18 protein-coding genes are annotated in these 20,098 nt (G+C 63.2%); 13 read left to right on the top strand and 5 right to left on the bottom strand.

Going from position 1 to position 20,098, the window contains the following annotated elements; translation table 11 throughout:
- Nucleotides 1-16 precede the first annotated feature (16 nt).
- The 5 genes from pyrR to gshB all read right to left on the bottom strand — a co-directional run bounded on the left by pyrR (nucleotide 17) and on the right by gshB (nucleotide 3,628).
- A complete protein-coding gene (pyrR, locus tag J5M72_RS01105) occupies nucleotides 17-520 on the bottom strand; it encodes a bifunctional pyr operon transcriptional regulator/uracil phosphoribosyltransferase PyrR (protein WP_207863789.1) in 504 nt (167 codons plus the stop codon).
- An 81-nt stretch (nucleotides 521-601) separates the two neighbouring features.
- Nucleotides 602-1,039, bottom strand: coding sequence for a Holliday junction resolvase RuvX (gene ruvX / locus J5M72_RS01100; RefSeq protein WP_007953334.1), 438 nt, complete (start codon nucleotides 1,037-1,039; stop codon nucleotides 602-604).
- Nucleotides 1,039-1,611 (bottom strand): YqgE/AlgH family protein, encoded by a 573-nt coding sequence (locus J5M72_RS01095; RefSeq protein WP_207863788.1) that lies wholly within the window; start codon nucleotides 1,609-1,611, stop codon nucleotides 1,039-1,041. Before J5M72_RS01095 ends, ruvX begins: the two co-directional genes overlap by 1 nt.
- Before the next feature lie 59 nt (nucleotides 1,612-1,670).
- The gene (locus J5M72_RS01090; RefSeq protein ID WP_169432293.1) at nucleotides 1,671-2,570 is read right to left on the bottom strand and encodes an energy transducer TonB; all 900 of its coding nucleotides are present in this window, start codon (nucleotides 2,568-2,570) and stop codon (nucleotides 1,671-1,673) included.
- A 107-nt stretch (nucleotides 2,571-2,677) separates the two neighbouring features.
- On the bottom strand, nucleotides 2,678-3,628 hold the full coding sequence (gene gshB, locus J5M72_RS01085; RefSeq protein ID WP_169432292.1) for a glutathione synthase: 951 nt from the start codon (nucleotides 3,626-3,628) through the stop codon (nucleotides 2,678-2,680).
- 224 nt (nucleotides 3,629-3,852) lie between these two features.
- Here gshB and pilG point away from each other — a divergent pair, with 224 nt between their 5' ends.
- The 13 genes from pilG (at nucleotide 3,853) to mdcH (ending at nucleotide 20,034) form a co-directional block, all read left to right on the top strand.
- Entirely contained in the window at nucleotides 3,853-4,257 is a 405-nt protein-coding gene (gene pilG, locus J5M72_RS01080; RefSeq protein ID WP_065258976.1) for a twitching motility response regulator PilG, read from the top strand.
- Nucleotides 4,258-4,317: 60 nt separating this feature from the next.
- Nucleotides 4,318-4,683 carry a twitching motility response regulator PilH gene (gene pilH / locus J5M72_RS01075; RefSeq protein WP_011336365.1) on the top strand — a complete coding sequence of 122 codons (366 nt, stop codon included), beginning with the start codon at nucleotides 4,318-4,320 and terminating at the stop codon, nucleotides 4,681-4,683.
- Between the two features lie 10 nt (nucleotides 4,684-4,693).
- Nucleotides 4,694-5,233 (top strand): chemotaxis protein CheW, encoded by a 540-nt coding sequence (locus J5M72_RS01070; RefSeq protein WP_085731577.1) that lies wholly within the window; start codon nucleotides 4,694-4,696, stop codon nucleotides 5,231-5,233.
- Nucleotides 5,234-5,246: 13 nt separating this feature from the next.
- Entirely contained in the window at nucleotides 5,247-7,307 is a 2,061-nt protein-coding gene (locus J5M72_RS01065) for a methyl-accepting chemotaxis protein (RefSeq protein WP_207863787.1), read from the top strand.
- A 35-nt stretch (nucleotides 7,308-7,342) separates the two neighbouring features.
- On the top strand, nucleotides 7,343-13,258 hold the full coding sequence (locus J5M72_RS01060) for an Hpt domain-containing protein (protein ID WP_207863786.1): 5,916 nt from the start codon (nucleotides 7,343-7,345) through the stop codon (nucleotides 13,256-13,258).
- Entirely contained in the window at nucleotides 13,251-13,718 is a 468-nt protein-coding gene (locus J5M72_RS01055; protein ID WP_207863785.1) for a chemotaxis protein CheW, read from the top strand. The genes J5M72_RS01060 and J5M72_RS01055 overlap by 8 nt, the downstream gene beginning before the upstream one ends.
- A 317-nt stretch (nucleotides 13,719-14,035) precedes the next feature.
- Nucleotides 14,036-15,706: a malonate decarboxylase subunit alpha gene (gene mdcA, locus J5M72_RS01050; RefSeq protein ID WP_011336360.1), complete on the top strand. Its 1,671-nt coding sequence runs from the start codon at nucleotides 14,036-14,038 to the stop codon at nucleotides 15,704-15,706.
- Entirely contained in the window at nucleotides 15,706-16,578 is an 873-nt protein-coding gene (locus J5M72_RS01045) for a triphosphoribosyl-dephospho-CoA synthase (RefSeq protein ID WP_207863784.1), read from the top strand. Before mdcA ends, J5M72_RS01045 begins: the two co-directional genes overlap by 1 nt.
- A complete protein-coding gene (locus J5M72_RS01040; RefSeq protein ID WP_007913697.1) occupies nucleotides 16,578-16,877 on the top strand; it encodes a malonate decarboxylase subunit delta in 300 nt (99 codons plus the stop codon). The genes J5M72_RS01045 and J5M72_RS01040 overlap by 1 nt, the downstream gene beginning before the upstream one ends.
- Nucleotides 16,870-17,721, top strand: coding sequence for a biotin-independent malonate decarboxylase subunit beta (locus J5M72_RS01035; protein WP_207863783.1), 852 nt, complete (start codon nucleotides 16,870-16,872; stop codon nucleotides 17,719-17,721). Before J5M72_RS01040 ends, J5M72_RS01035 begins: the two co-directional genes overlap by 8 nt.
- Nucleotides 17,718-18,503 (top strand): biotin-independent malonate decarboxylase subunit gamma, encoded by a 786-nt coding sequence (gene mdcE, locus J5M72_RS01030; protein ID WP_207863782.1) that lies wholly within the window; start codon nucleotides 17,718-17,720, stop codon nucleotides 18,501-18,503. Before J5M72_RS01035 ends, mdcE begins: the two co-directional genes overlap by 4 nt.
- On the top strand, nucleotides 18,497-19,117 hold the full coding sequence (locus J5M72_RS01025) for a malonate decarboxylase holo-ACP synthase (protein WP_169432285.1): 621 nt from the start codon (nucleotides 18,497-18,499) through the stop codon (nucleotides 19,115-19,117). Before mdcE ends, J5M72_RS01025 begins: the two co-directional genes overlap by 7 nt.
- A complete protein-coding gene (gene mdcH / locus J5M72_RS01020; protein WP_207863781.1) occupies nucleotides 19,114-20,034 on the top strand; it encodes a malonate decarboxylase subunit epsilon in 921 nt (306 codons plus the stop codon). Before J5M72_RS01025 ends, mdcH begins: the two co-directional genes overlap by 4 nt.
- Nucleotides 20,035-20,098: the final 64 nt, after the last annotated feature.

The following is a 20,098-nucleotide window of genomic DNA, read 5'->3' as shown; positions in this document are numbered from 1 at the left end:
CTCTCAATAGGGCGGATTAAAGGGCAAGGTCTTGCAGTTCGAGGGCCAGCTCCGGCCCGGACAGCTTGACCCGCTCATGGGCGGCCAGCGACAGCGTCGCGCCGACCACGTTCGGGCGGATCGGCAGTTCGCCGGCGTCCAGGTCCAGCAGGCAGACCAGCGTCACGCTGGCCGGGCGGCCGTAGTCGAACAGTTCGTTCATGGCGGCGCGGATGGTCCGGCCGCTCATCAATACGTCGTCGATCAGCACCAGATGCTGGCCTTCGATTTCGAAGGGCAGGGCGGACGGACGCACTTGCGGGTGCAGGCCGTTCTGGCTGAAGTCGTCGCGGTAGAAGGAAACATCCAGCGTGCCCAATGGCGCGTCGCTGCCCAGTTCTTTGAGCAGGGCCTGGGCGACCCAGACGCCGCCGGTGCGGATGCCGATGTAACGCGGTTCGCTGATATTGCGCTGGGCAAGGTGCGCCTTGAGGCGGGTCGCCATCTGGCTGATCAGATCGGCGGGATTGGGCAGGCTCATGGTTGCTCCTTCTCGGGGTCGAGCCGGTTCTCGCGAACCGGGGCTCGGGTTGTAACCAAAAGAAAAGCGCCGTAGCGCTTGTCAGGATTCAAACAGTGCGGTGTTTTCGTCGAGCCAGCCCTGCAACAGCAGGGCGGCGGCGATGGCGTCCACCGGGTTGTCGCGGTAACTGCCTTTCTGTCCGCCGCGCACCAGTCGTTCGCCCTTGGCTTCGAAGGTCGTCAGGCGTTCGTCGTGGGTATAGAAAGGCAGGTTGAAGCGGCCATTGAGGCGGCGGGCGAATTTCTCGGCGCGGGCGCACATTTCGCTGGGCGTACCGTCCATGTTCAGCGGCAGGCCGACCACCACGGCGTCGGGTTTCCATTCCTTTATCAGGGCTTCGACCTGATTCCAGTCCGGTACACCGTTTTGCGCCTTCAAGGTGCACAGTTCGCGAGCCTGGCCGGTAATCACCTGGCCGACCGCCACGCCGATCTGTTTGGTGCCGTAGTCGAAGCCGAGGATCAGGCGCAGGGCCATCAGGCGTGTCCTGCCTGGCTGGTCAGCAGGCTGAGGTTGATCCCCAGGTGCTTGGCCGCCGCTTCCAGGCGCAGTTCACTGCTGGTGTTGAACAGGATGTCGGCGTCGTACGGGCAGGTCAGCCAGGCGTTGTCGGCCAGCTCAGCCTCCAGTTGCCCGGCTTCCCAACCGGCGTAACCGAGAGTGATGACGCTCTTGGCCGGGCCCACGCCGTCGGCGATGGCGAACAGCACGTCCTGCGAGGTGGACAGGGCCAGATCGCCCTCCAGCTCGACGGTGGCCTGGAAGGTCTGGCCCGCCGGGTGCAGGACAAAACCGCGATCGGTCTGCACCGGGCCGCCGATGAAAATCGGCACATGCTGGCACAGTGCTGGCGGATCGATGTCGGGGCGCAGTTGTTCGAGGATGTCGGCCAGATTCAGCTCTTGCGGTCGGTTGACCACCAGCCCCATGGCGCCATTGGCCGTGTGCTCGACGATGTAGGTCAAGGTATGGGCAAAGTTCGGGTCGGCCATGTGTGGCATGGCGATCAGGAAGTGATGCTTGAGGTAGCTGGGGCTGACGTTTTTCATGTGCGCTAGTGTGGCGTTCGGGGGGCGAACTGACAAGCTGGAGCGGGCAAAAGATCGACTCAGTTACTGGACAACCGGTCGCCCCGGGCGAATTTCCAGGTGCGGATGATTTCCAGCCGGTCGATGTCCGACAGGTCCCCGGTAAACGGTGCAAACGGGGCTGCCAGTCGCACGATGCGCTGCGCCGCCTGATCCAGCAGCGGCTGGCCGGATGATTCCAGCACCAGCACTTCATACAGCGAGCCGTCGCGGTTGATCGACACCATCAGACGCAAATTGCCGTAAATCTGCTGGCGCCGGGCCTCTTCCGGGTAATTGAGGTTGCCGATGCGCTCGACCTTCCTGCGCCACTCGTCCTTGTACCAGGCCCCCTTGTCGCGCATGGTCGAGGCCGCGCTCAGGCGGTGGATGCGCGGGCGCTTGGCGTACAACTGTTGTTCGTTGGCCAGTTCGGCTTCGAGGCTGGCGATGTCGCTGGAGAGCTGCGAACTGTCGAAAGTCGGGGCGTCGACCGTTGGTTTGGTCTCGGTCTTCGCTTCTTCTTTCTTGGTCGGCGCCTTTTTCGGTTTCGGCGCGACGGTGGTCACCGCCGCCTTGGGCGCGGCTTCCTGCACCTGCGGCTTGGCGGCCGGTGGCGGAGTGACCTTCTTGACCTGGTTGTCCTGGAACGGCGCGACCTCGGTGGTCTTGGGAATCGCCTTCTTGTCGAGGGTGCCGCTGCCTTCCTGGTTTTCCTGGGCGAGGAAGTCGGCCTTCGCCGGCTTCTTTTCGCTCTTGAAGGTGGCGAGGGTGATTTCCAGGGTTTTGCTGATCTGCTTGGGCTCGACCATGGTGAAACCCACGCCGAGCAGCAGCGCCAAATGGATCAGGGCCGCGAGAAACAGGGTAAATCCGAGGCGATCGACCGGGCGCACGCCTTTATGGGCGAGTTCAGCGGGCAGATCGGACGGAAGTGTCATGACAAGAAAACCAACATCGCGTTTTTCACAGGCCGCGCATGATAACGCAATGTTGGTTTCACGCCTTGGGCTTCAAGCATCAAGCGACAGGCTGCATGTGACACACATCAAGCTTGCAGCTTTTTCTCGATCGCATCCATCAGCATCCCGCCGATGTCGGTGCCAAAGGCATTGTCGATCTCGCGGATGCAGGTCGGGCTGGTGACGTTGATTTCGGTCAGGTGCTCGCCGATCACGTCCAGGCCGACGAACAGCAGGCCTTTCTCGCGCAAGGTCGGGCCGACCTGGGCGGCGATCCAGCGATCCTTGTCGGTCAACGGACGGGCTTCGCCACGGCCGCCGGCCGCGAGGTTGCCACGGGTTTCGCCCTGGGCCGGAATCCGCGCCAGGCAGTAATCCACCGGCTCGCCGTCGATCATCAGGATGCGCTTGTCGCCATCGACGATGGCCGGCAGGTAACCCTGGATCATGATCTGCTGCTTGCCGTGCAAGGTCAGGGTTTCCAGAATCACCGACAGGTTCGGATGACCGGCGGTGTGACGGAAAATCGACGAGCCGCCCATGCCGTCCAGCGGCTTGAGGATCACGTCACCGTGATGGTCGGCGAATTCGCGCAACACGTCCGGGCGACGGCTGACGATGGTCGGCGGCGTGCACTGCGGGAACAGCGTGGCGAACAATTTCTCGTTGCAGTCGCGCAGGCTCTGCGGCTTGTTGACCACCAGTACGCCAGCCGTTTCGGCCTGTTCGAGCAGGTAGGTGGAGTAGACGAATTCCATGTCGAACGGCGGATCCTTGCGCATCAGGATCACGTTCAGGTCGCTGAGCAGGGAATCCTGTTCGGCGCCCAGTTCGAACCATTTTTCCGGGTTGGCGAAGACTTTCAGCGGCTTCATCCGCGCCCGTGCCTGACCTTCGGCCTGATAAAGGTCTTTCTGTTCCATGTAGAACAGTTCCCAGCCGCGCTTCTGCGCCGCCAGCAGCATGGCCAGCGAGCTATCCTTTTTATAGGAAATGCTGGCGATAGGGTCCATGACAATCCCGACGCGAACGCTCATTGGGTTTTCCTCGAAAATTGGCTACCGGATCGGTATGAAAAAAGTGCCGCCAGAGTGGCGCCGGGCGGGTTTTCGGTCAAGGAAAAACCCGTCGATAGATTGCGTCAGGAGACTGTGCTAAAAAGGCTCCCAGCCGTGTTGGCCCTTGAACATCAAGGGTTTCCAGCCATCAGTCATCGCAAAACGGACAAATTGATTCGCAAAGGCGACGGTAGAGCCCCCTTATGGAACAGCAGTCCAGCGCCTTGAAGGTCATGGTGATCGATGACTCGAAAACGATTCGTCGCACCGCCGAGACCCTGTTGAAAAATGCAGGGTGCGAAGTCATCACCGCAATCGACGGTTTCGACGCCCTGGCGAAGATCGCCGACCACCACCCCGGGATCATTTTTGTCGACATCATGATGCCGCGTCTGGATGGTTATCAGACCTGCGCTTTAATCAAGAACAACAGTGCTTTCAAGGCAACGCCGGTGATCATGCTGTCGTCCCGCGACGGGCTGTTCGACAAGGCCAAGGGGCGGATTGTCGGTTCCGATCAATTTTTGACCAAGCCTTTCAGCAAGGAAGAACTGCTCGACGCGATTGCGGCCCACGTTCCGGGCTTTGCCGCTGATTTGCCGCAGTAAGACACGCACCGTGACGCTCGGCCAGCGGGCCCGGTGTCGACAAGAAAAATGGGGAAAACCATGGCACGTATTCTGATCGTCGATGATTCGCCGACCGAAATGTACAAACTCACCGGCATGCTGGAAAAGCACGGCCACGAAGTGTTGAAAGCTGAAAACGGCGCCGACGGCGTGGCCCTGGCCCGTCAGGAAAAGCCCGATGCCGTGCTGATGGACATTGTCATGCCCGGCCTCAACGGTTTTCAGGCCACCCGTCAGCTGACCAAGGACGCTGAAACCAGCCACATCCCGGTCATCATCATCACCACCAAGGATCAGGAAACCGACAAGGTCTGGGGCACTCGCCAGGGCGCCAGGGATTACCTGACCAAACCGGTCGACGAAGACACGCTGATCAAGACCCTGAACAACGTGCTGGCCGGTTGATCGCGCCGTCATGAGCGAGTCGCTGACCGCGTTCGAACTGTTGTGGCAGATCGACCAACGCTGTCGCCTGCTGGCGGCGGACCTGCCGTCGCAACCGGCGCGCCAGGATCGCTGGAGCGGCATTGGCTTTCGCCTCGGCGAGCACTGGTACGTCGCGCCGATGGGCGAGGTCAGCGAAGTGCTGCCCGAGCCGCGGTTCACCCAATTGCCGGGGGTTAAACCCTGGGTCAAGGGCGTGGCCAATCTGCGCGGGCGGTTGTTGCCGATCATGGACCTGTGCGGATTTTTCGGCCATGAACTGTCACCCATGCGCAAGCAGCGGCGGGTATTGGTAGTGGAGCATCAGGACGTTTTTGCCGGTGTGCTGGTCGATGAGGTCTTCGGTCTGCAGCACTTCGAGCAGGACAGCTTCGAACCCGTGTCGATCCGTAAACGGCAAGGCTCCAAGGGCGAGTTCGTCAAAGGGTATTTCCGGCGCGAGCAGAACTGGCGAGTGTTCAGCCTGTTTGCACTGGCGCAGTCACCGAGTTTCATGCACGTCGCGGTTTAACAGGCGAGGACCGATGATCAAAGCAAAAACCAGCAAGCCCGCAGAAGGCTCGCGCAGCCGCTCGCAGATCATCGTGCTGTTCATCGCGCTGATCGTGTTCATCATGCTGCTGTTCGCCAACTTCGCTTACCTCAACACCCAGGCCAATTACGACAAGCAGTACATCGGCCACGCCGGCGAGTTGCGGGTGCTGTCACAGCGGATCGCCAAGAACGCCACCGAGGCGGCGGCCGGAAAGGCTGCCGCGTTCAAGCTGCTCAGCGATGCGCGCAACGATTTCGCCCAGCGCTGGGGCTACCTGAAGAAAGGCGACCCTGCCACCGGCCTGCCGCCGGCGCCGTCCACCGTGCGCCCGGAAATGCGCGCCGTGCAGCTGGACTGGGAACGCCTGCTGAAAAACACGGATGCCATCCTGTCCAGCGAACAGACCGTACTGTCCCTGCATCAGGTCGCCGCGACCCTGGCCGAAACCGTGCCGCAGTTGCAGATCGAATACGAAAAAGTCGTCGAGATCCTGCTGCAGCGCGGCGCTCCGGCGGCGCAGGTCGCCATGGCCCAGCGGCAGTCGCTGCTGGCCGAGCGGATCCTCGGCGCGGTCAACACTGTGCTTTCCGGCGACGAAAACTCGCAACAGGCGGCCGATGCCTTCGGTCGTGATGCCGCGCGTTTCGGTCAGGTGCTCAACGGCATGCTGCAAGGCAACCCGACGCTGAAAGTCAGCCAGGTCGAAGACCGCGACGCCCGTGCGCGTTTGAGCGAGATTTCCGAGCTGTTCCAGTTCGTCTCGGGTTCGGTGGATGAAATCCTCGAAACCTCGCCGGAATTGTTCAAGGTCCGTGAATCGGCCACCAATATCTTCAGCCTGTCGCAGACCCTGCTCGACGAAGCCTCGCACCTGGCCAGCGGTTTCGAGAACCTCGCCGGGGGGCGCAGCACCGACACCATCGGCGGCTACGTGCTGGGCCTGCTGGCGCTGGCATCGATCATCCTGATCGGTATGGTCATGGTTCGGGAAACCAACCGTCAGTTGCGCGAGACCGCCGAGAAGAATGAACGCAATCAGAACGCGATCATGCGCCTGCTCGACGAAATCGAAGACCTCGCCGACGGCGACCTGACCGTGACTGCGTCGGTGACCGAAGACTTCACCGGGACCATCGCCGACTCGATCAACTATTCCGTCGACCAGTTGCGCGACCTGGTGGCGACCATCAACCTCACCGCCGGCCAGGTCGCCGCAGCGGTACAGGAAACCCAGGCCACCGCCATGCACCTGGCCCAGGCTTCGGAGCATCAGGCCCAGCAGATTTCCGAGGCCTCGACTGCGATCAACGACATGGCCCAGTCCATCGATCAGGTGTCGGCCAACGCCGCCGAATCCTCGGCGGTGGCCGAGCGCTCGGTGGAGATCGCCAACAAGGGCAACGAGGTGGTGCACAACACCATCCATGGCATGGACAACATTCGTGAACAGATCCAGGACACCGCCAAACGCATCAAACGCCTGGGCGAGTCGTCCCAGGAGATCGGCGACATCGTCAGCCTGATCGACGATATTGCCGACCAGACCAACATCCTCGCCCTCAACGCGGCCATTCAGGCCTCGATGGCCGGTGACGCCGGGCGCGGTTTCGCGGTGGTTGCCGACGAAGTACAGCGGCTCGCAGAACGTTCGTCCGCCGCGACCCGGCAGATCGAGACGCTGGTGCGGGCGATCCAGACCGACACCAACGAAGCCGTGATCTCCATGGAGCAGACCACCACCGAAGTGGTGCGCGGCGCGCGGCTGGCGCAGGATGCCGGAGTGGCCCTGGAAGAAATCGAAGGCGTGTCCAAGACCCTCGCAGCGCTGATCCAGAGCATTTCCAACGCGGCGCAGCAGCAGACGTCTTCGGCCGGGCAGATTTCCCTGACGATGAACGTGATCCAGCAGATCACCTCGCAGACCTCGTCCGGCTCCACGGCTACCGCTGAAAGCATCGGCAACCTGGCGAAAATGGCCAGCCAGTTGCGGCGTTCGGTGTCCGGGTTCACCTTGCCGGCGGCGCCAGCGCCCGCCACGGACAAGGCGTGAGGCCTGCGGGCGAGTTCATGTCGAGCGGAGTGGTTATGAGTGACCGGCACGACTACGTGGCCCTCGAATGGGTCAAGGGTGAAATTGCCGAAACGCTGAGGCAGGCGCATCAGGCCATCGAAGCCGTGCTCGACGATCCGCAGTCGGTGCCCGGCCTCGATGAGTGCCTGACATGCATCCATCAGGTGCACGGAAGTCTGCAGATGGTCGAGTTTTACGGCGCGGCACTGCTCGCCGAAGAAATGGAGCATCTGGTCGAAGCCTTGCTGAACGACCGCGTCAGTCACCGCGACGAAGCCTTGCACCTGCTGTTGCAGGCCTTTGGTCAATTGCCGACTTACCTTGATCGCGTACAAGGCGCCCGCCGTGATTTGCCGCTGGTGGTGCTGCCGCTGATCAACGATCTGCGCAGCGCCCGGGGCGAAAGCCTGTTGTCGGAGACCAGCCTGTTCAGCCCGCAATTGCCCGAACTGCCGCCCTTGAGCCCGCAAGCGCTGGCCCTGCTGGAACCGGCGGATCTGCCCAATGTGCTGCGCAAGTTGCGGCAAATGTTGCAGATGGCGCTGGTGGGCTTGCTCCGCGAACAGGACGACCAGACGCACCTCGGTTACCTGAGCAAAGTCTTCACCCGCCTCGAAGCCCTGAGCGGCGATGCACCCTTGAGTCCGTTGTGGCAAGTCGCCTCGGCGCTGGTCGAGGGCATGCGTGAAGGCCGGATCGCCAACAGCCCGGCCCTGCGCAGCCTGTTCAAGGACGCCGACAAGGAGCTCAAGCGCCTGCTCGAACAAGGCATGGCCGGCCTCAACCAGCCACCGCCACCCGAGCTGTTCAAAAGCCTGCTGTTCTACATTGCCAAAGCCGAACATCCCACCGGGCAGATGCTGACCATGAAAGATCGCTACTCCCTGGACGACGCGTTGCCCGACAGCGCGATGGTCGACGAAGAACGCGCGCGCCTGGCCGGCCCCGACCGCGATGCCATGCGCTCGGTGCTCGCGGCGCTGTGCGAAGAGCTGGTGCGGGTCAAGGAACGCCTCGATCTGTTCGTGCGCAGCGACCGCCAGCACACCTCGGATCTGGACAGCCTGCTGGCGCCGCTGCGGCAGATCGCCGACACCCTGGCGGTGCTTGGTTTCGGCCAGCCGCGCAAAGTCATCATCGATCAATTGGCGGTGGTGCTCAGCCTCGTTCAGGGCCAGCGCGAACCGAATGACGCCACGCTGATGGACGTCGCCGGCGCCTTGCTTTACGTCGAAGCGACCCTGGCCGGGATGGTCGGCACGGTGGAACCGGAGAGCCCGGAAGACTCGCGGCTGCCAACCACCGACCTGACGCAGATCCATCAAATCGTGATCAAGGAAGCACGCATCTGCCTGCAACAGGCCAAGGACATGATCGTCGACTACATCGACGCCGACTGGGATCGCCAGCAACTGCAACCATTGCCGGCGCTGCTGACCCAGGTGCGAGGTGCGCTGGCAATGATTCCGCTGACGCGTGCGGCGAGCCTGCTGGAAGCCTGCAACGGTTTTATCCGCGAGCATCTGCTGCTCGACCCGCACGAGCCGGGCTGGCAGCAACTGGACCACCTCGCGGATGTCATCACCAGTATCGAGTATTACCTCGAACGTCTGACCGATGACCCACAGGCACCGAGCGAGCAACTGCTGGATGTCGCGCAGAAAAGCCTGGCCAGCCTCGGCTACTTTCCTGACGAACCGCCCAGCGAACAGCATGTGCCACTGCTCGACGACGTTCTCAGCCCCGGCGAAGCGCTGGTGATGCAGGACTTGCAAGCGCTGGATGACCCGCAAATCGCCCAGTCGCTGGCCGATGTGCTGGCCAGCCCGGTGTCGGCGGTCAACCCGCCCGCGCTGACCACACCCGGCAGTCTGCTGCCGCCACCGGCCGATGAAGAACCGGTGGACGATGAGTTGCGTGAAGTGTTCCTCGAAGAGACCGAGGAAGTGCTCGATGTACTGCGCGACTACCTGCCGCGCTGGAACGCCGATCCGCAGGACAGCGCAGCCCTGAGTGAACTGCGCCGGGCCTTTCACACCTTGAAAGGCAGCGGGCGAATGGTCCGTGCACTGGTTCTCGGCGAACTGGCCTGGGCCGTGGAAAACCTGCTCAACCGCGTGCTGGAGCACAGCATTGAACCTGGGCCGGCGGTGCAGCAATTGCTGGCCGATACGTTGCTGTTGCTGCCGGACCTGATTGCCGAATTCGCCATCAACCACCAGCGCCAGCGTCAGGATGTCGATCAACTGGCGGCTCGCGCTCACGCATTGGCCAAGGGTGATACACCGCTACCGGCCGAAGACGTGGAAGACGTCGCGGCGCTCGATCCGCTGTTGCTGGAAATTTTCCGCAACGAAGCCGAAACTCACCTCGCCAGCCTCAATCGTTTTCTCGATCAGGCCGCCGAGCATGTGCCGTTGCAGGCCAGCGACGAGTTGCAGCGAGCGTTGCACACCCTCAAGGGCAGTGCGTCGATGGCCGGCGTATTACCGATTGCCGAACTGGCGGCGCCGCTGGACAAACTGGCCCGGGAGTTCAAGGCCCATCAACTGGCGCTGGACCTGGACGAAGTGGAGTTGTTGCTGGAAGCCGAAGGCTTGTTCCGCGTCGGTCTGCGCCAGCTCAAGCACGATCCGCTGGCGCCGATTGTCGGTGCGCAGTCGCTGATCAAACGCACCGAAACCCTGCTGAGTGAGCGGCTGGAATCCATCCTCAACACGCCGAGCAGCAGCTTGCGGGTCAAGCGTGATCCACAGCTGATCAACAACTTCCTGGCCCAGGGCATGGACATCCTGCTCGACGCCGAAAACCTCCTGCAGCGCTGGCAGCAGCACCCCGGAGAACGCCAGGAACTCAGCGCGTTGCTGGATGAACTGACGACCCTCGGCGAGGGCGCGCACCTGGCAGACCTGCTGCCGGTGGATGTGTTGTGCGAAGCCTTGCTCGATTTGTATGGCGCGGTGGAAGAAAGCAGCCTGGCGGTCAGCGAACGGTTTTTCCATGAGGCGCAGCAGGCCCACGAAGCGTTGATCAACATGCTCGACGAACTGGCCGCCGGCCAGGAAATCACCCCGCAACCGCAGCGCATCCGTGCACTGCACGAACTGCTCGACGAAGGCCTCGACCCATCGGCCATGGGCCTGATTCGCAGCGATGGCAGTCGTACCCTGAGTATTTCAGAGCTGGGCAGCGCCACCGCCGAACTGCAAAAAAGCACCACCGGGATCGCCCCGGATGAGGAGATCGTCGAGATCTTCCTCGAAGAGGCGGTGGACATTCTCGACAGCGCCGGACAAGCCTTGCAGCGCTGGTTGAACGACCCGGAAAACGCTGCGCCGCTGTCGTCGCTGCAACGGGATCTGCACACCCTCAAGGGGGGGGCACGAATGGCCGAGGTCGAGGCCGTTGGCGACCTGGCCCAGGAGCTGGAGAGCCTTTACGAAGGCCTGGTGGATCGCCGCTACAACCACAGCGACGCCTTGGGTCGACTGTTGCTGCAATGCCATGACCGCCTGGCGTTGTTCCTCGACGAGCTGCATGACCCTCAGCCACTGAAACCGGCGCAGGACCTGATCGACGCGATCCGCCAGTTCCGTCAGGGCCAGGCCGGCAGCCCCGCAACACCGCCCGCCGTCGCCAGCCATGACGGCACCGGACACGATCCGGAGCTGTTGGAGATCTTCCTCGAAGAAGGTTTCGACATCATCGAAAACTCCGGTGCCGCGTTGCTGCGCTGGCAGGCCGAACCCGGCAACCGCCAGGAAGTGGAAACCCTGCTGCGCGACCTGCACACCCTCAAGGGCGGCGCGCGGATGGTGGAGATCGGCCCGATCGGCGACCTCGCCCATGAGTTGGAATACCTTTACGAAAGCCTGTCCTCCGGCACCCTGCAGGGCAGCGCCGAACTGTTTGCCCTGTTGCAGCGCGGCCATGACCGGTTGGCGCAGATGCTCGATGCGGTGCGCGCCGGCCAGCCGTGCCCGCCAGCGGATCGGCTGATCAGTGCGATCCAGAATTTCAGCCATCCGGTGACGGTGGAAGCCCCTGCGCCGATGCTGCCGGCACCGGTGAAGGCCGAGCCCGCCGCGACCGCTGCCGAGGCCGGCGCGGACATGGTCAAGGTCTCCGCCGAACTGCTCGATGACCTGGTCAACCTCGCGGGCGAAACGTCGATTTTCCGTGGCCGTATCGAGCAGCAGGTCAGCGATGCACAGACCGCCCTGAACGAGATGGAAACCACCATCGAGCGTATGCGCGATCAGTTGCGCCGGCTCGATACCGAAACCCAGGGGCGGATTCTCAGCCGTCAGCAAGTGGATGCCGAACGCCTCGGTTACGAAGATTTCGACCCGCTGGAAATGGACCGTCACTCGCAGTTGCAGCAACTGTCACGGGCGCTGTTCGAGTCCGCTTCCGACTTGCTGGACCTGAAGGAAACCCTCGACCGACGCACCCATGACGCCGAGAACCTGTTGCAGCAGCAGGGCCGAATCAACACCGAGTTGCAGGAAGGCCTGATGCGCACGCGCATGGTGCCGTTCGAACGCATGTTGCCGCGTTTGAAACGCATCGTCCGGCAGGTCGCCGAAGAGCTGGGCAAGGACGTGGCGTTCACCGTCGGCAACGCCGAAGGGGAGATGGATCGCAATGTCCTCGAACGCATGGCCGCGCCGCTGGAACACATGCTGCGCAATGCCGTCGACCATGGCCTGGAACCGGCCGACGTGCGACTGGCAGCGGGCAAACCCGCCCAGGGCCAGATCAGCCTCGACCTGTCCCGCGAGGGCAGCGACATCGTTTTCGACATCCGCGATGACGGCGCTGGCGTGCCGCTGGATGCCGTTCGACGCAAGGCGATCAAGCGCGGCCTGCTGGCGCCGAACGCGGAAATCAGCGACCGCGAAGTGTTGCAGTTCATCCTTCAGCCGGGCTTCTCCACCGCCGAGAAAATCACCCAGATTTCCGGTCGTGGCGTGGGCATGGACGTGGTTCACGAAGAAGTGCGGCAACTGGGCGGTACCATGAGCATCGACTCGGTGCCGGGGCAGGGCGTGCATTTCCGGATTCGCCTGCCGTTCACCGTATCGGTCAACCGTGCGCTGATGGTGCAGTGCGGTGAGGATCAATACGCGATTCCGCTGAACACCATCGACGGCATCGTCCGCGTGCTGCCGAACGAACTGGACGGGCATTTCCGTCACGATCCGCCGCGCTACGAGTACGGTGGCCAGCGATATGAACTGTGTTATCTGGGCGAGCTGCTGAAAACCGCGCCGCGCCCGAAACTCATTGGCCAGAGCCTGCCGCTGCCGGTGCTGCTGGTGCAGTGCAACGAGCGGCACATTGCGGTGCAGGTCGATGCCATGGCCGGCACCCGGGAGATCGTGGTCAAAAGCCTCGGCCCGCAGTTCGCATCGGTGCAGGGCGTGTCCGGGGCGACGATCCTGGGCGATGGCCGGGTGGTGCTGATCCTCGATCTGCTGGCGCCGATCCGCGCCATGCAGGCGCGATTGCCGCAGCGTCCGGCCAGTCACGAGATCGATAGCGAGCCGCAGAAGCCGCTGCTGGTGATGGTGGTCGACGATTCGGTCACCGTGCGCAAGGTCACCAGCCGTCTGCTCGAACGCCACGGCATGAACGTGCTGACCGCCAAGGACGGGGTCGATGCGATGCTGCTGCTGGAAGAACACATGCCGGACCTGATGCTGCTCGACATCGAAATGCCGCGCATGGACGGCTTTGAAGTGGCGACCCAGGTGCGCCACGACGAGCGCCTGCGACACTTGCCGATCATCATGATCACCTCGCGTACCGGGCAGAAACACCGCGACCGGGCGATGGCCATCGGCGTCAACGACTACCTCGGCAAGCCGTACCAGGAATCGGTGCTGCTCGAAAGCATTGCCCTGTGGAGCAAAAAACATGCATGAGCGGCGCCACAATCAACGCAGCAGTCAGCTCACCGGGCTGTTGTTGCCGCTGGCCGATCGCAACCTGATCCTGCCCAACGTCGCCGTCGCCGAGCTGATCGACTACCAGTCCAGCGCCTTCGACCTCGATACCCCGCCGTGGTATCTGGGCCGGGTGACCTGGCGCGAGCGGCAGATTCCGCTGCTGAGTTTCGAGTCGGCGTGCGGCAACAAGATCGTCATCGGCGAACGGGCACGGATCGTCATCCTCAACGCTCTGGGCGGATTGCCGACGCTGCGCTTCATCGCCTTGCTGGTGCAGGGGATTCCGCGCTCGTACAAGCTCGACAGCCAGTTGAGCTATGTCGACGTGCCTCTGTGTGCGCTGGAGCAGGCGGCGGTGCAGGTCGGGGAACAGGTGGCGAAGGTGCCGGATTTGTTGGCACTGGAGAAGTTGTTGTTGGATGCGGGGCTGGTTTGAGTTCGCTTGAATTTTGGGTTGCCCGGTTTCCCCCTCACCCCAGCCCTCTCCCGGAGGGAGAGGGGGCCGACCGAGGTGTCTGGCGCTATCCATCGACCTGAAATAACCAGTCGATTATGGATTCACTGCAACACGTTCAGGTCGGTGAATCTATCGAACATCCCCCAATCGGTCCCCTCTCCCTCCGGGAGAGGGCTAGGGTGAGGGGCAGCTCTTGATCATTACGCTGACCGTAATGATTCAACATCGCGCTTGATTGATGCCCCCACCCGACACTCCTAAGGTAGCTCCACGACAGCGAACCCCGTGGAGTGAGCATGACAACAACAATTTCCCCCGACTCGCGCTGGACGCGGCGGCGCGACGAGAAGCAGCGGCGCCTCGACAAGGTGCGCGGGCTGGCCGACGGTGCGGTGTTGCCCACCGACAAAATTGTCGCGGCACTGGAAGCGCTGATTCATCCGGGCGACCGTGTGGTGCTGGAGGGCAACAACCAGAAGCAGGCGGATTTCCTTTCTCGTGCGCTGGCCAAGGCCGATCCTGAAAAACTCCACGATCTGCACATGATCATGCCCAGCGTCGGTCGCTCCGAGCATCTGGACCTGTTCGAACGCGGCATCGCCCGCAAGCTCGATTTCTCCTTCGCCGGCACCCAGAGCCTGCGCATCAGCCAGTTGCTCGAAGACGGACTGCTGGAAATCGGCGCGATCCACACCTACATCGAACTCTACGCCCGGCTGGTGGTGGACCTGATCCCCAACGTCGTGCTCTCGGCCGGTTTCATGGCCGACCGCGCCGGCAACATCTACACCGGCCCCAGCACCGAAGACACCCCGGCACTGATCGAACCGGCCGCCTTCAGCGACGGCATCGTCATCGTCCAGGTCAATCAACTGGTGGACGACGTCAGCGAACTGCCCCGGGTGGATATTCCCGCATCGTGGGTCGATTTCGTGGTGGTGGCGGACAAGCCGTTCTACATCGAGCCGCTGTTCACTCGCGACCCTCGCCACATCAAGCCTGTGCACGTGCTGATGGCGATGATGGCAATCCGCGGGATCTACGAAAAACACAACGTGCAGTCGCTGAACCACGGCATCGGTTTCAACACCGCCGCCATCGAACTGATCCTGCCGACCTACGGCGAATCACTCGGCCTCAAAGGCAAGATCTGCCGCAACTGGACGCTCAATCCGCACCCGACCCTGATCCCGGCGATTGAAAGCGGCTGGGTCGAAAGCGTGCATTGCTTCGGCACCGAACTGGGCATGGAAAACTACATCGCCGCCCGGCCCGATGTGTTCTTCACCGGGCGCGACGGCTCGCTGCGTTCCAACCGGATGTTCTGCCAACTGGCCGGGCAATACGCGGTGGACCTGTTCATCGGCGCAACCCTGCAAGTCGATGGCGATGGCCATTCCTCCACCGTCACCCGTGGCCGTCTCGCCGGTTTCGGCGGCGCACCAAACATGGGCCACGACCCGCGCGGCCGTCGTCACGGTACTCCGGCCTGGCTTGACATGCGCCATGACGACTCGCAGCAACCGATGCTCGAACGCGGCAAGAAACTCGTGGTGCAGATGGTCGAGACCTTCCAGGAGGGCGGCAAACCGACCTTCGTCGAAACCCTCGATGCGGTTGAGGTGGCAAAGAAAAGCGGCATGCCGCTGGCGCCGATCATGATTTACGGCGACGACGTCACTCACCTGCTCACCGAAGAAGGCATCGCCTACCTGTACAAGGCGCGCTCGCTGGAAGAGCGCCAGGCGATGATCGCCGCAGTCGCCGGCGTCACTGCCATCGGCCTGCGCCACAACCCGAAAGACACCGAACGCATGCGCCGCGAAGGTTTGATCGCCTTGCCCGAAGACCTCGGTATCCGCCGCACCGACGCCACTCGCGAACTGCTCGCGGCGAAGAGCGTGGCCGATCTGGTCGAGTGGTCCGGCGGCCTCTACAACCCGCCCGCCAAGTTCAGGAGCTGGTAATGCACGCACTCAACCTGCAACCGAAAACCATCACCCTCGCGGAACGGCTGGCGGATCTGGCCGTGGACGCGCTGATCGACGAAGCCGATCTGTCGCCGAAACCGGCGCTGGTCGACCGTCGCGGCAATGGCGCGCACACCGATCTGCACCTGGGATTGATGCACGCCTCGGCGCTGGCGTTGTGGCCGGCGTTCAAGGAAATGGCCGAGGCCGCGCTCGAGTTCGGCGAGATCGGCTTGCCGTTGCGCGAAGCCATTGGCCGCATCGGACGGGAAGGCGAGCAAGCGATGCTCGCCACCACCCACGGCGTGAACACCCATCGCGGGGCGATCTGGGCGTTGGGCCTGCTGGTCACGGCTGCTGCGCTGGAGACGAAGTCCACCAGCGCCGGCGCCGTCACTCTGCGCGCTGCGCGTCTGGCGTTGCTCGATGATCGTTATGCGCCGCGTCCGCTGAGCCATGGCGCTCAAGTCGCCCAGCGCTACGGCGCTCGCGGTGCCCGGGAAGAAGCGCAGCTCGGCTTCCCGTCCGTGGTGCAGCGTGGCCTGCCGCAGCTTAAACGCAGCCGCGCCGCCGGCCATGGCGAACAGAACGCCCGGCTCGATGGCTTGCTGGCGATCATGACCGACCTCGCCGACACCTGCGTGCTGTATCGCGCCGGTGAACAGGGTTTGCACGCCATGCAACACGGCGCCCAGGCAGTGCTCGACGCCGGGGGCAGCGCCAGCCTCACCGGTCGCCGCCGCCTGCACGAACTGGATCAACAACTCATCGCATTGAATGCCTCGCCCGGTGGCGCCGCCGACTTGCTCGCCGCCACGCTGCTGCTCGACCGGGTCGAGCGCGACGGCATCCTTCAGGGAGCGTTTTGATGGAAACCTTATCCTTTGAATTCCCCGCCGGGCAGCCGCCACGCGGTCGGGCGCTGGTCGGTTGTGTCGGCTCGGGCGATCTGGAAGTGCTTATCGAACCGGGCCTGGCCGGCAAGCTGACGATCAACGTCCAGACTTCGGTCAACGGCGCGCAGCTGCGCTGGCAGCATCTGTTTGCGCGGATGTTCGACGGCACCACGCCACCGGCGATGGCCATCGATATCCACGACTTCGGCGCGACCCCGGGCGTGGTGCGCCTGCGCCTGGAACAAGGCTTCGAGGAGATCGGCCATGACTGACACCTCGGCACTTCTGCACAAACACAGCTTCGTCGAACTCGGCGCGCGGCAGCGGGCAAAAGCCTTGCTCGACGCCGGCACTTTCCGCGAACTGCTCGATCCGTTTCAACGCGTCATGTCGCCATGGCTCGAACGTCAGGGCGTGGTGCCCCAGGCCGATGACGGTGTGGTGATCGCCAAGGGCAGCCTCGACGGTTTACCGGTGGTGATCGCTGCCATCGAAGGCGCGTTTCAGGGCGGCAGCCTCGGTGAAGTCGGTGGCGCCAAAATAGCCGGCGCGCTGGAACTGGCCGCCGAAGACAACCGCAAAGGCATCCCGACCCGCGCCATCCTGCTGCTGGAAACCGGTGGCGTGCGCTTGCAGGAAGCCAACCTCGGGCTGGCGGCGATTGCCGACATTCACGCGGCGATTGTCGATCTGCAGCAATACCAACCGGTGGTCGGCGTGGTGGCTGGCAGCGTCGGTTGTTTTGGCGGGATGTCGATTGCCGCCGCCCTGTGCAGCTACTTGCTGGTGACCCAGGAAGCACGCCTCGGCCTGAACGGCCCGCAGGTGATCGAGCAGGAAGCCGGGATCGAGGAATACGACTCCCGCGACCGGCCCTTCATCTGGAGCCTGACCGGTGGCGAGCAACGGTTTGCCAGTGGTCTGGTGGATCGTTATGTCGCCGATGACGTGGCGCAGATTCGCCAGCAGGTCGGCGAGTTGCTGCAACAAGGCCTGCCGAGGCAACCGCGCAGTCAACGGGCCGAGTGGTTCCTGCAACGCCTGACGAGCCTGGACACTGACAAGCAAATCGAGCCTTCGGTGGTTCGCGATCTGTATCAAGGAGAGCGCTCATGAGTGGTTATTCCGTGCGCGGTTTGAACTGGTTCAACGCCTTGAGCGCTGGTGCGGATGCCGTTGAAGGTTTGCCGCCATCGCTGAAGGTCGCTGACGGCCCACTTGGGCGCTTTATTGCGGTGGTCGCCGATCCGCAAAACCGTTTCCCACGCGCTCGCAACGGCGAAGTCGGTTTGCTCGAAGGCTGGGGGCTGGCCAAGGCGGTGGATGACGCGATCACCGCCGACCGCGACAAGACGCAAAAACGTGCCTTGATCGCCATCGTCGATGTGCCGAGCCAGGCTTACGGTCGCCGCGAAGAAGCCCTCGGCATTCACCAGGCCCTGGCCGGTGCGGCGGATGCTTATGCCCGCGCGCGTCTGGCCGGGCATCCGGTGATTGCGTTGCTGGTGGGCAAGGCCATGTCCGGGGCGTTTCTGGCCCACGGTTATCAGGCCAACCGCTTGATCGCCCTGCGTGATCCGGGGGTGATGGTGCACGCGATGGGCAAGGCGTCGGCAGCGCGGGTGACCTTGCGCAGCGTTGAAGAGCTGGAAGCCCTGGCTTCCAGCGTGCCGCCGATGGCCTATGACATCGACAGCTACGCCAGCCTTGGATTGCTTTGGGAAACCCTGTCGGTGCAGCAGATCGAACAGCCGACGGCGGAGGATCTGGCGCGGGTCGGCGAATGTCTGAAGCAGGCCATCGGTGATATTGGCGCGACGGATTTGAGCAATCGTCTCGGCGCGAAAAATCGCGAAGCCTCCAGTCGTGTACGTGAACTGCTGAGGGCGCAGTGGTGAACACGCCTCTGGCCCACGACCTGCTGTGGGGCATGACGCCGGCACAGTTGCCAGCGGATGCGCCGCCGTGGGCGATTGATTCGCTGGCTGCCGGGCAACCGGTGGTGGTGCGGCGGGCGTTGAGTGAAGACGGATTCGTGGCGGTGGGCGTGCGCGGAGTGTTGCGCGAGCAGCGGTTGGCGGCGTTCATGGCGATCGACTCGATTGCCTGTCGGGTCAGTCCTGAAGCGCTTTGTGATGTTGAGAGCGAGCGCGATCTGCCGGTCATGCAGGCGCTGCGGCAGCTGCGGCCGGTGCTCGATGATTGCGGTTGGATCTGGGGCGTCAGTGGCAGTGTCGGGTTTGAACTGGCGAGTGGTTTTGCAGCCATGCACCAGGCCAGTGATCTCGATCTGATCCTGCGTACACCGCAACTCATCACCCGCAATCAGGCACGCAAACTGGTCGCGGTTTTCGATCAGGCGATCTGCCGGGTCGACCTGCAATTGCAGACACCGTTCGGCGCGGTGGCCCTGCGCGAGTGGGCCGGGAACGCTTCGCGGGTGCTGCTGAAAAACGCCCATGAAGCCTGTCTGGTCAGCGACCCATGGAACCCGCAGGAGCAGGCAGCGTGAGCAGTCTGCTGGTGTTTCCCGGCCAGGGCGCGCAGCAGCCCGGCATGCTCCAGCGTTTGCCTCGGGAAACGCTGATCGAGGCCAGCGATAGCCTCGCTGAAGATGTCTTGCGGCTGGATTCCAGCGAAGCCTTGCGCAGCACTCGGGCGGTTCAGCTCTGCCTGCTGATCGCCGGAGTCGCGGCCTCGCGGCAGTTGTTGCAGGACGGACTCACCGCAGATTACGTCGCCGGTCTGTCCATCGGTGCCTACCCGGCAGCGGTGGTCGCCGGGGCGTTGAGCTTCAGCGATGCGCTGCATCTGGTCAGCCTGCGCGGCGAGTTGATGCAGCAGGCTTATCCACAGGGCTTCGGCATGACCGCGATCATCGGCCTGCAATTATCCACCGTCGAAACGCTGCTGGCGCAGGTGCACGGCGCAGAAACACCGGTGTACCTGGCCAATATCAATGCCGATAACCAGGTGGTGATTGCCGGCAGTGACAAGGCGATGCAAGCGGTCGCCGAGCTGGCACGCGCTCGTGGCGCCGGTCTGGCAAAACGGCTGGCGGTCAGCGTGCCGTCGCACTGCCCGTTGCTGGATGAGCCTGCGCAAACCCTCGCCGAAGCTTTCGCCAAGGTAGAGCTGAAAACACCGAAAATCGCTTACCTGAGCGGCAGTCGCGCAAGGCCTGTGACCCAGGTAGAGGCGCTGCGCGACGATCTCGCCTTCAACATGTGCCGCGTGGTGGACTGGCGTGGCACCGTGCAAAGCGCTTACGAGCGCGGCGTACGTCTACAGATCGAACTGCCGCCCGGTGCGGTGCTGACCGGGCTGGCGCGCCGGGTGTTCGAACAGGGGACCGTCACTGCCTTCGACAGTGCCCGGCTCGACACCTTGCAGGCGCTGTTGCGTGAGGAGGGTAGCCGCCGACTCTAGACCGCCGCGACTCAGGCTTCGAACAACAAAAACAATTCGACGATGCACTTTGAGGACTACAACA

The sequence above is a fragment of the Pseudomonas sp. 58(2021) genome, assembly GCF_017491585.1.
Lineage (GTDB): Bacteria > Pseudomonadota > Gammaproteobacteria > Pseudomonadales > Pseudomonadaceae > Aquipseudomonas > Aquipseudomonas fluorescens_BT.
Note: the sequence above shows the minus strand (reverse complement) of the source record. Positions and strands in the feature narration are given on the sequence as shown.

Coding starts and splice junctions, on each gene's coding strand:
- pyrR (WP_207863789.1), bottom strand. CDS start 520: ATGAGCCTGCCCAATCCCGCCGATCTGATCAGCCAGATGGCGACCCGC.
- ruvX (WP_007953334.1), bottom strand. CDS start 1,039: ATGGCCCTGCGCCTGATCCTCGGCTTCGACTACGGCACCAAACAGATC.
- J5M72_RS01095 (WP_207863788.1), bottom strand. CDS start 1,611: ATGAAAAACGTCAGCCCCAGCTACCTCAAGCATCACTTCCTGATCGCC.
- J5M72_RS01090 (WP_169432293.1), bottom strand. CDS start 2,570: ATGACACTTCCGTCCGATCTGCCCGCTGAACTCGCCCATAAAGGCGTG.
- gshB (WP_169432292.1), bottom strand. CDS start 3,628: ATGAGCGTTCGCGTCGGGATTGTCATGGACCCTATCGCCAGCATTTCC.
- pilG (WP_065258976.1), top strand. CDS start 3,853: ATGGAACAGCAGTCCAGCGCCTTGAAGGTCATGGTGATCGATGACTCG.
- pilH (WP_011336365.1), top strand. CDS start 4,318: ATGGCACGTATTCTGATCGTCGATGATTCGCCGACCGAAATGTACAAA.
- J5M72_RS01070 (WP_085731577.1), top strand. CDS start 4,694: ATGAGCGAGTCGCTGACCGCGTTCGAACTGTTGTGGCAGATCGACCAA.
- J5M72_RS01065 (WP_207863787.1), top strand. CDS start 5,247: ATGATCAAAGCAAAAACCAGCAAGCCCGCAGAAGGCTCGCGCAGCCGC.
- J5M72_RS01060 (WP_207863786.1), top strand. CDS start 7,343: ATGAGTGACCGGCACGACTACGTGGCCCTCGAATGGGTCAAGGGTGAA.
- J5M72_RS01055 (WP_207863785.1), top strand. CDS start 13,251: ATGCATGAGCGGCGCCACAATCAACGCAGCAGTCAGCTCACCGGGCTG.
- mdcA (WP_011336360.1), top strand. CDS start 14,036: ATGACAACAACAATTTCCCCCGACTCGCGCTGGACGCGGCGGCGCGAC.
- J5M72_RS01045 (WP_207863784.1), top strand. CDS start 15,706: ATGCACGCACTCAACCTGCAACCGAAAACCATCACCCTCGCGGAACGG.
- J5M72_RS01040 (WP_007913697.1), top strand. CDS start 16,578: ATGGAAACCTTATCCTTTGAATTCCCCGCCGGGCAGCCGCCACGCGGT.
- J5M72_RS01035 (WP_207863783.1), top strand. CDS start 16,870: ATGACTGACACCTCGGCACTTCTGCACAAACACAGCTTCGTCGAACTC.
- mdcE (WP_207863782.1), top strand. CDS start 17,718: ATGAGTGGTTATTCCGTGCGCGGTTTGAACTGGTTCAACGCCTTGAGC.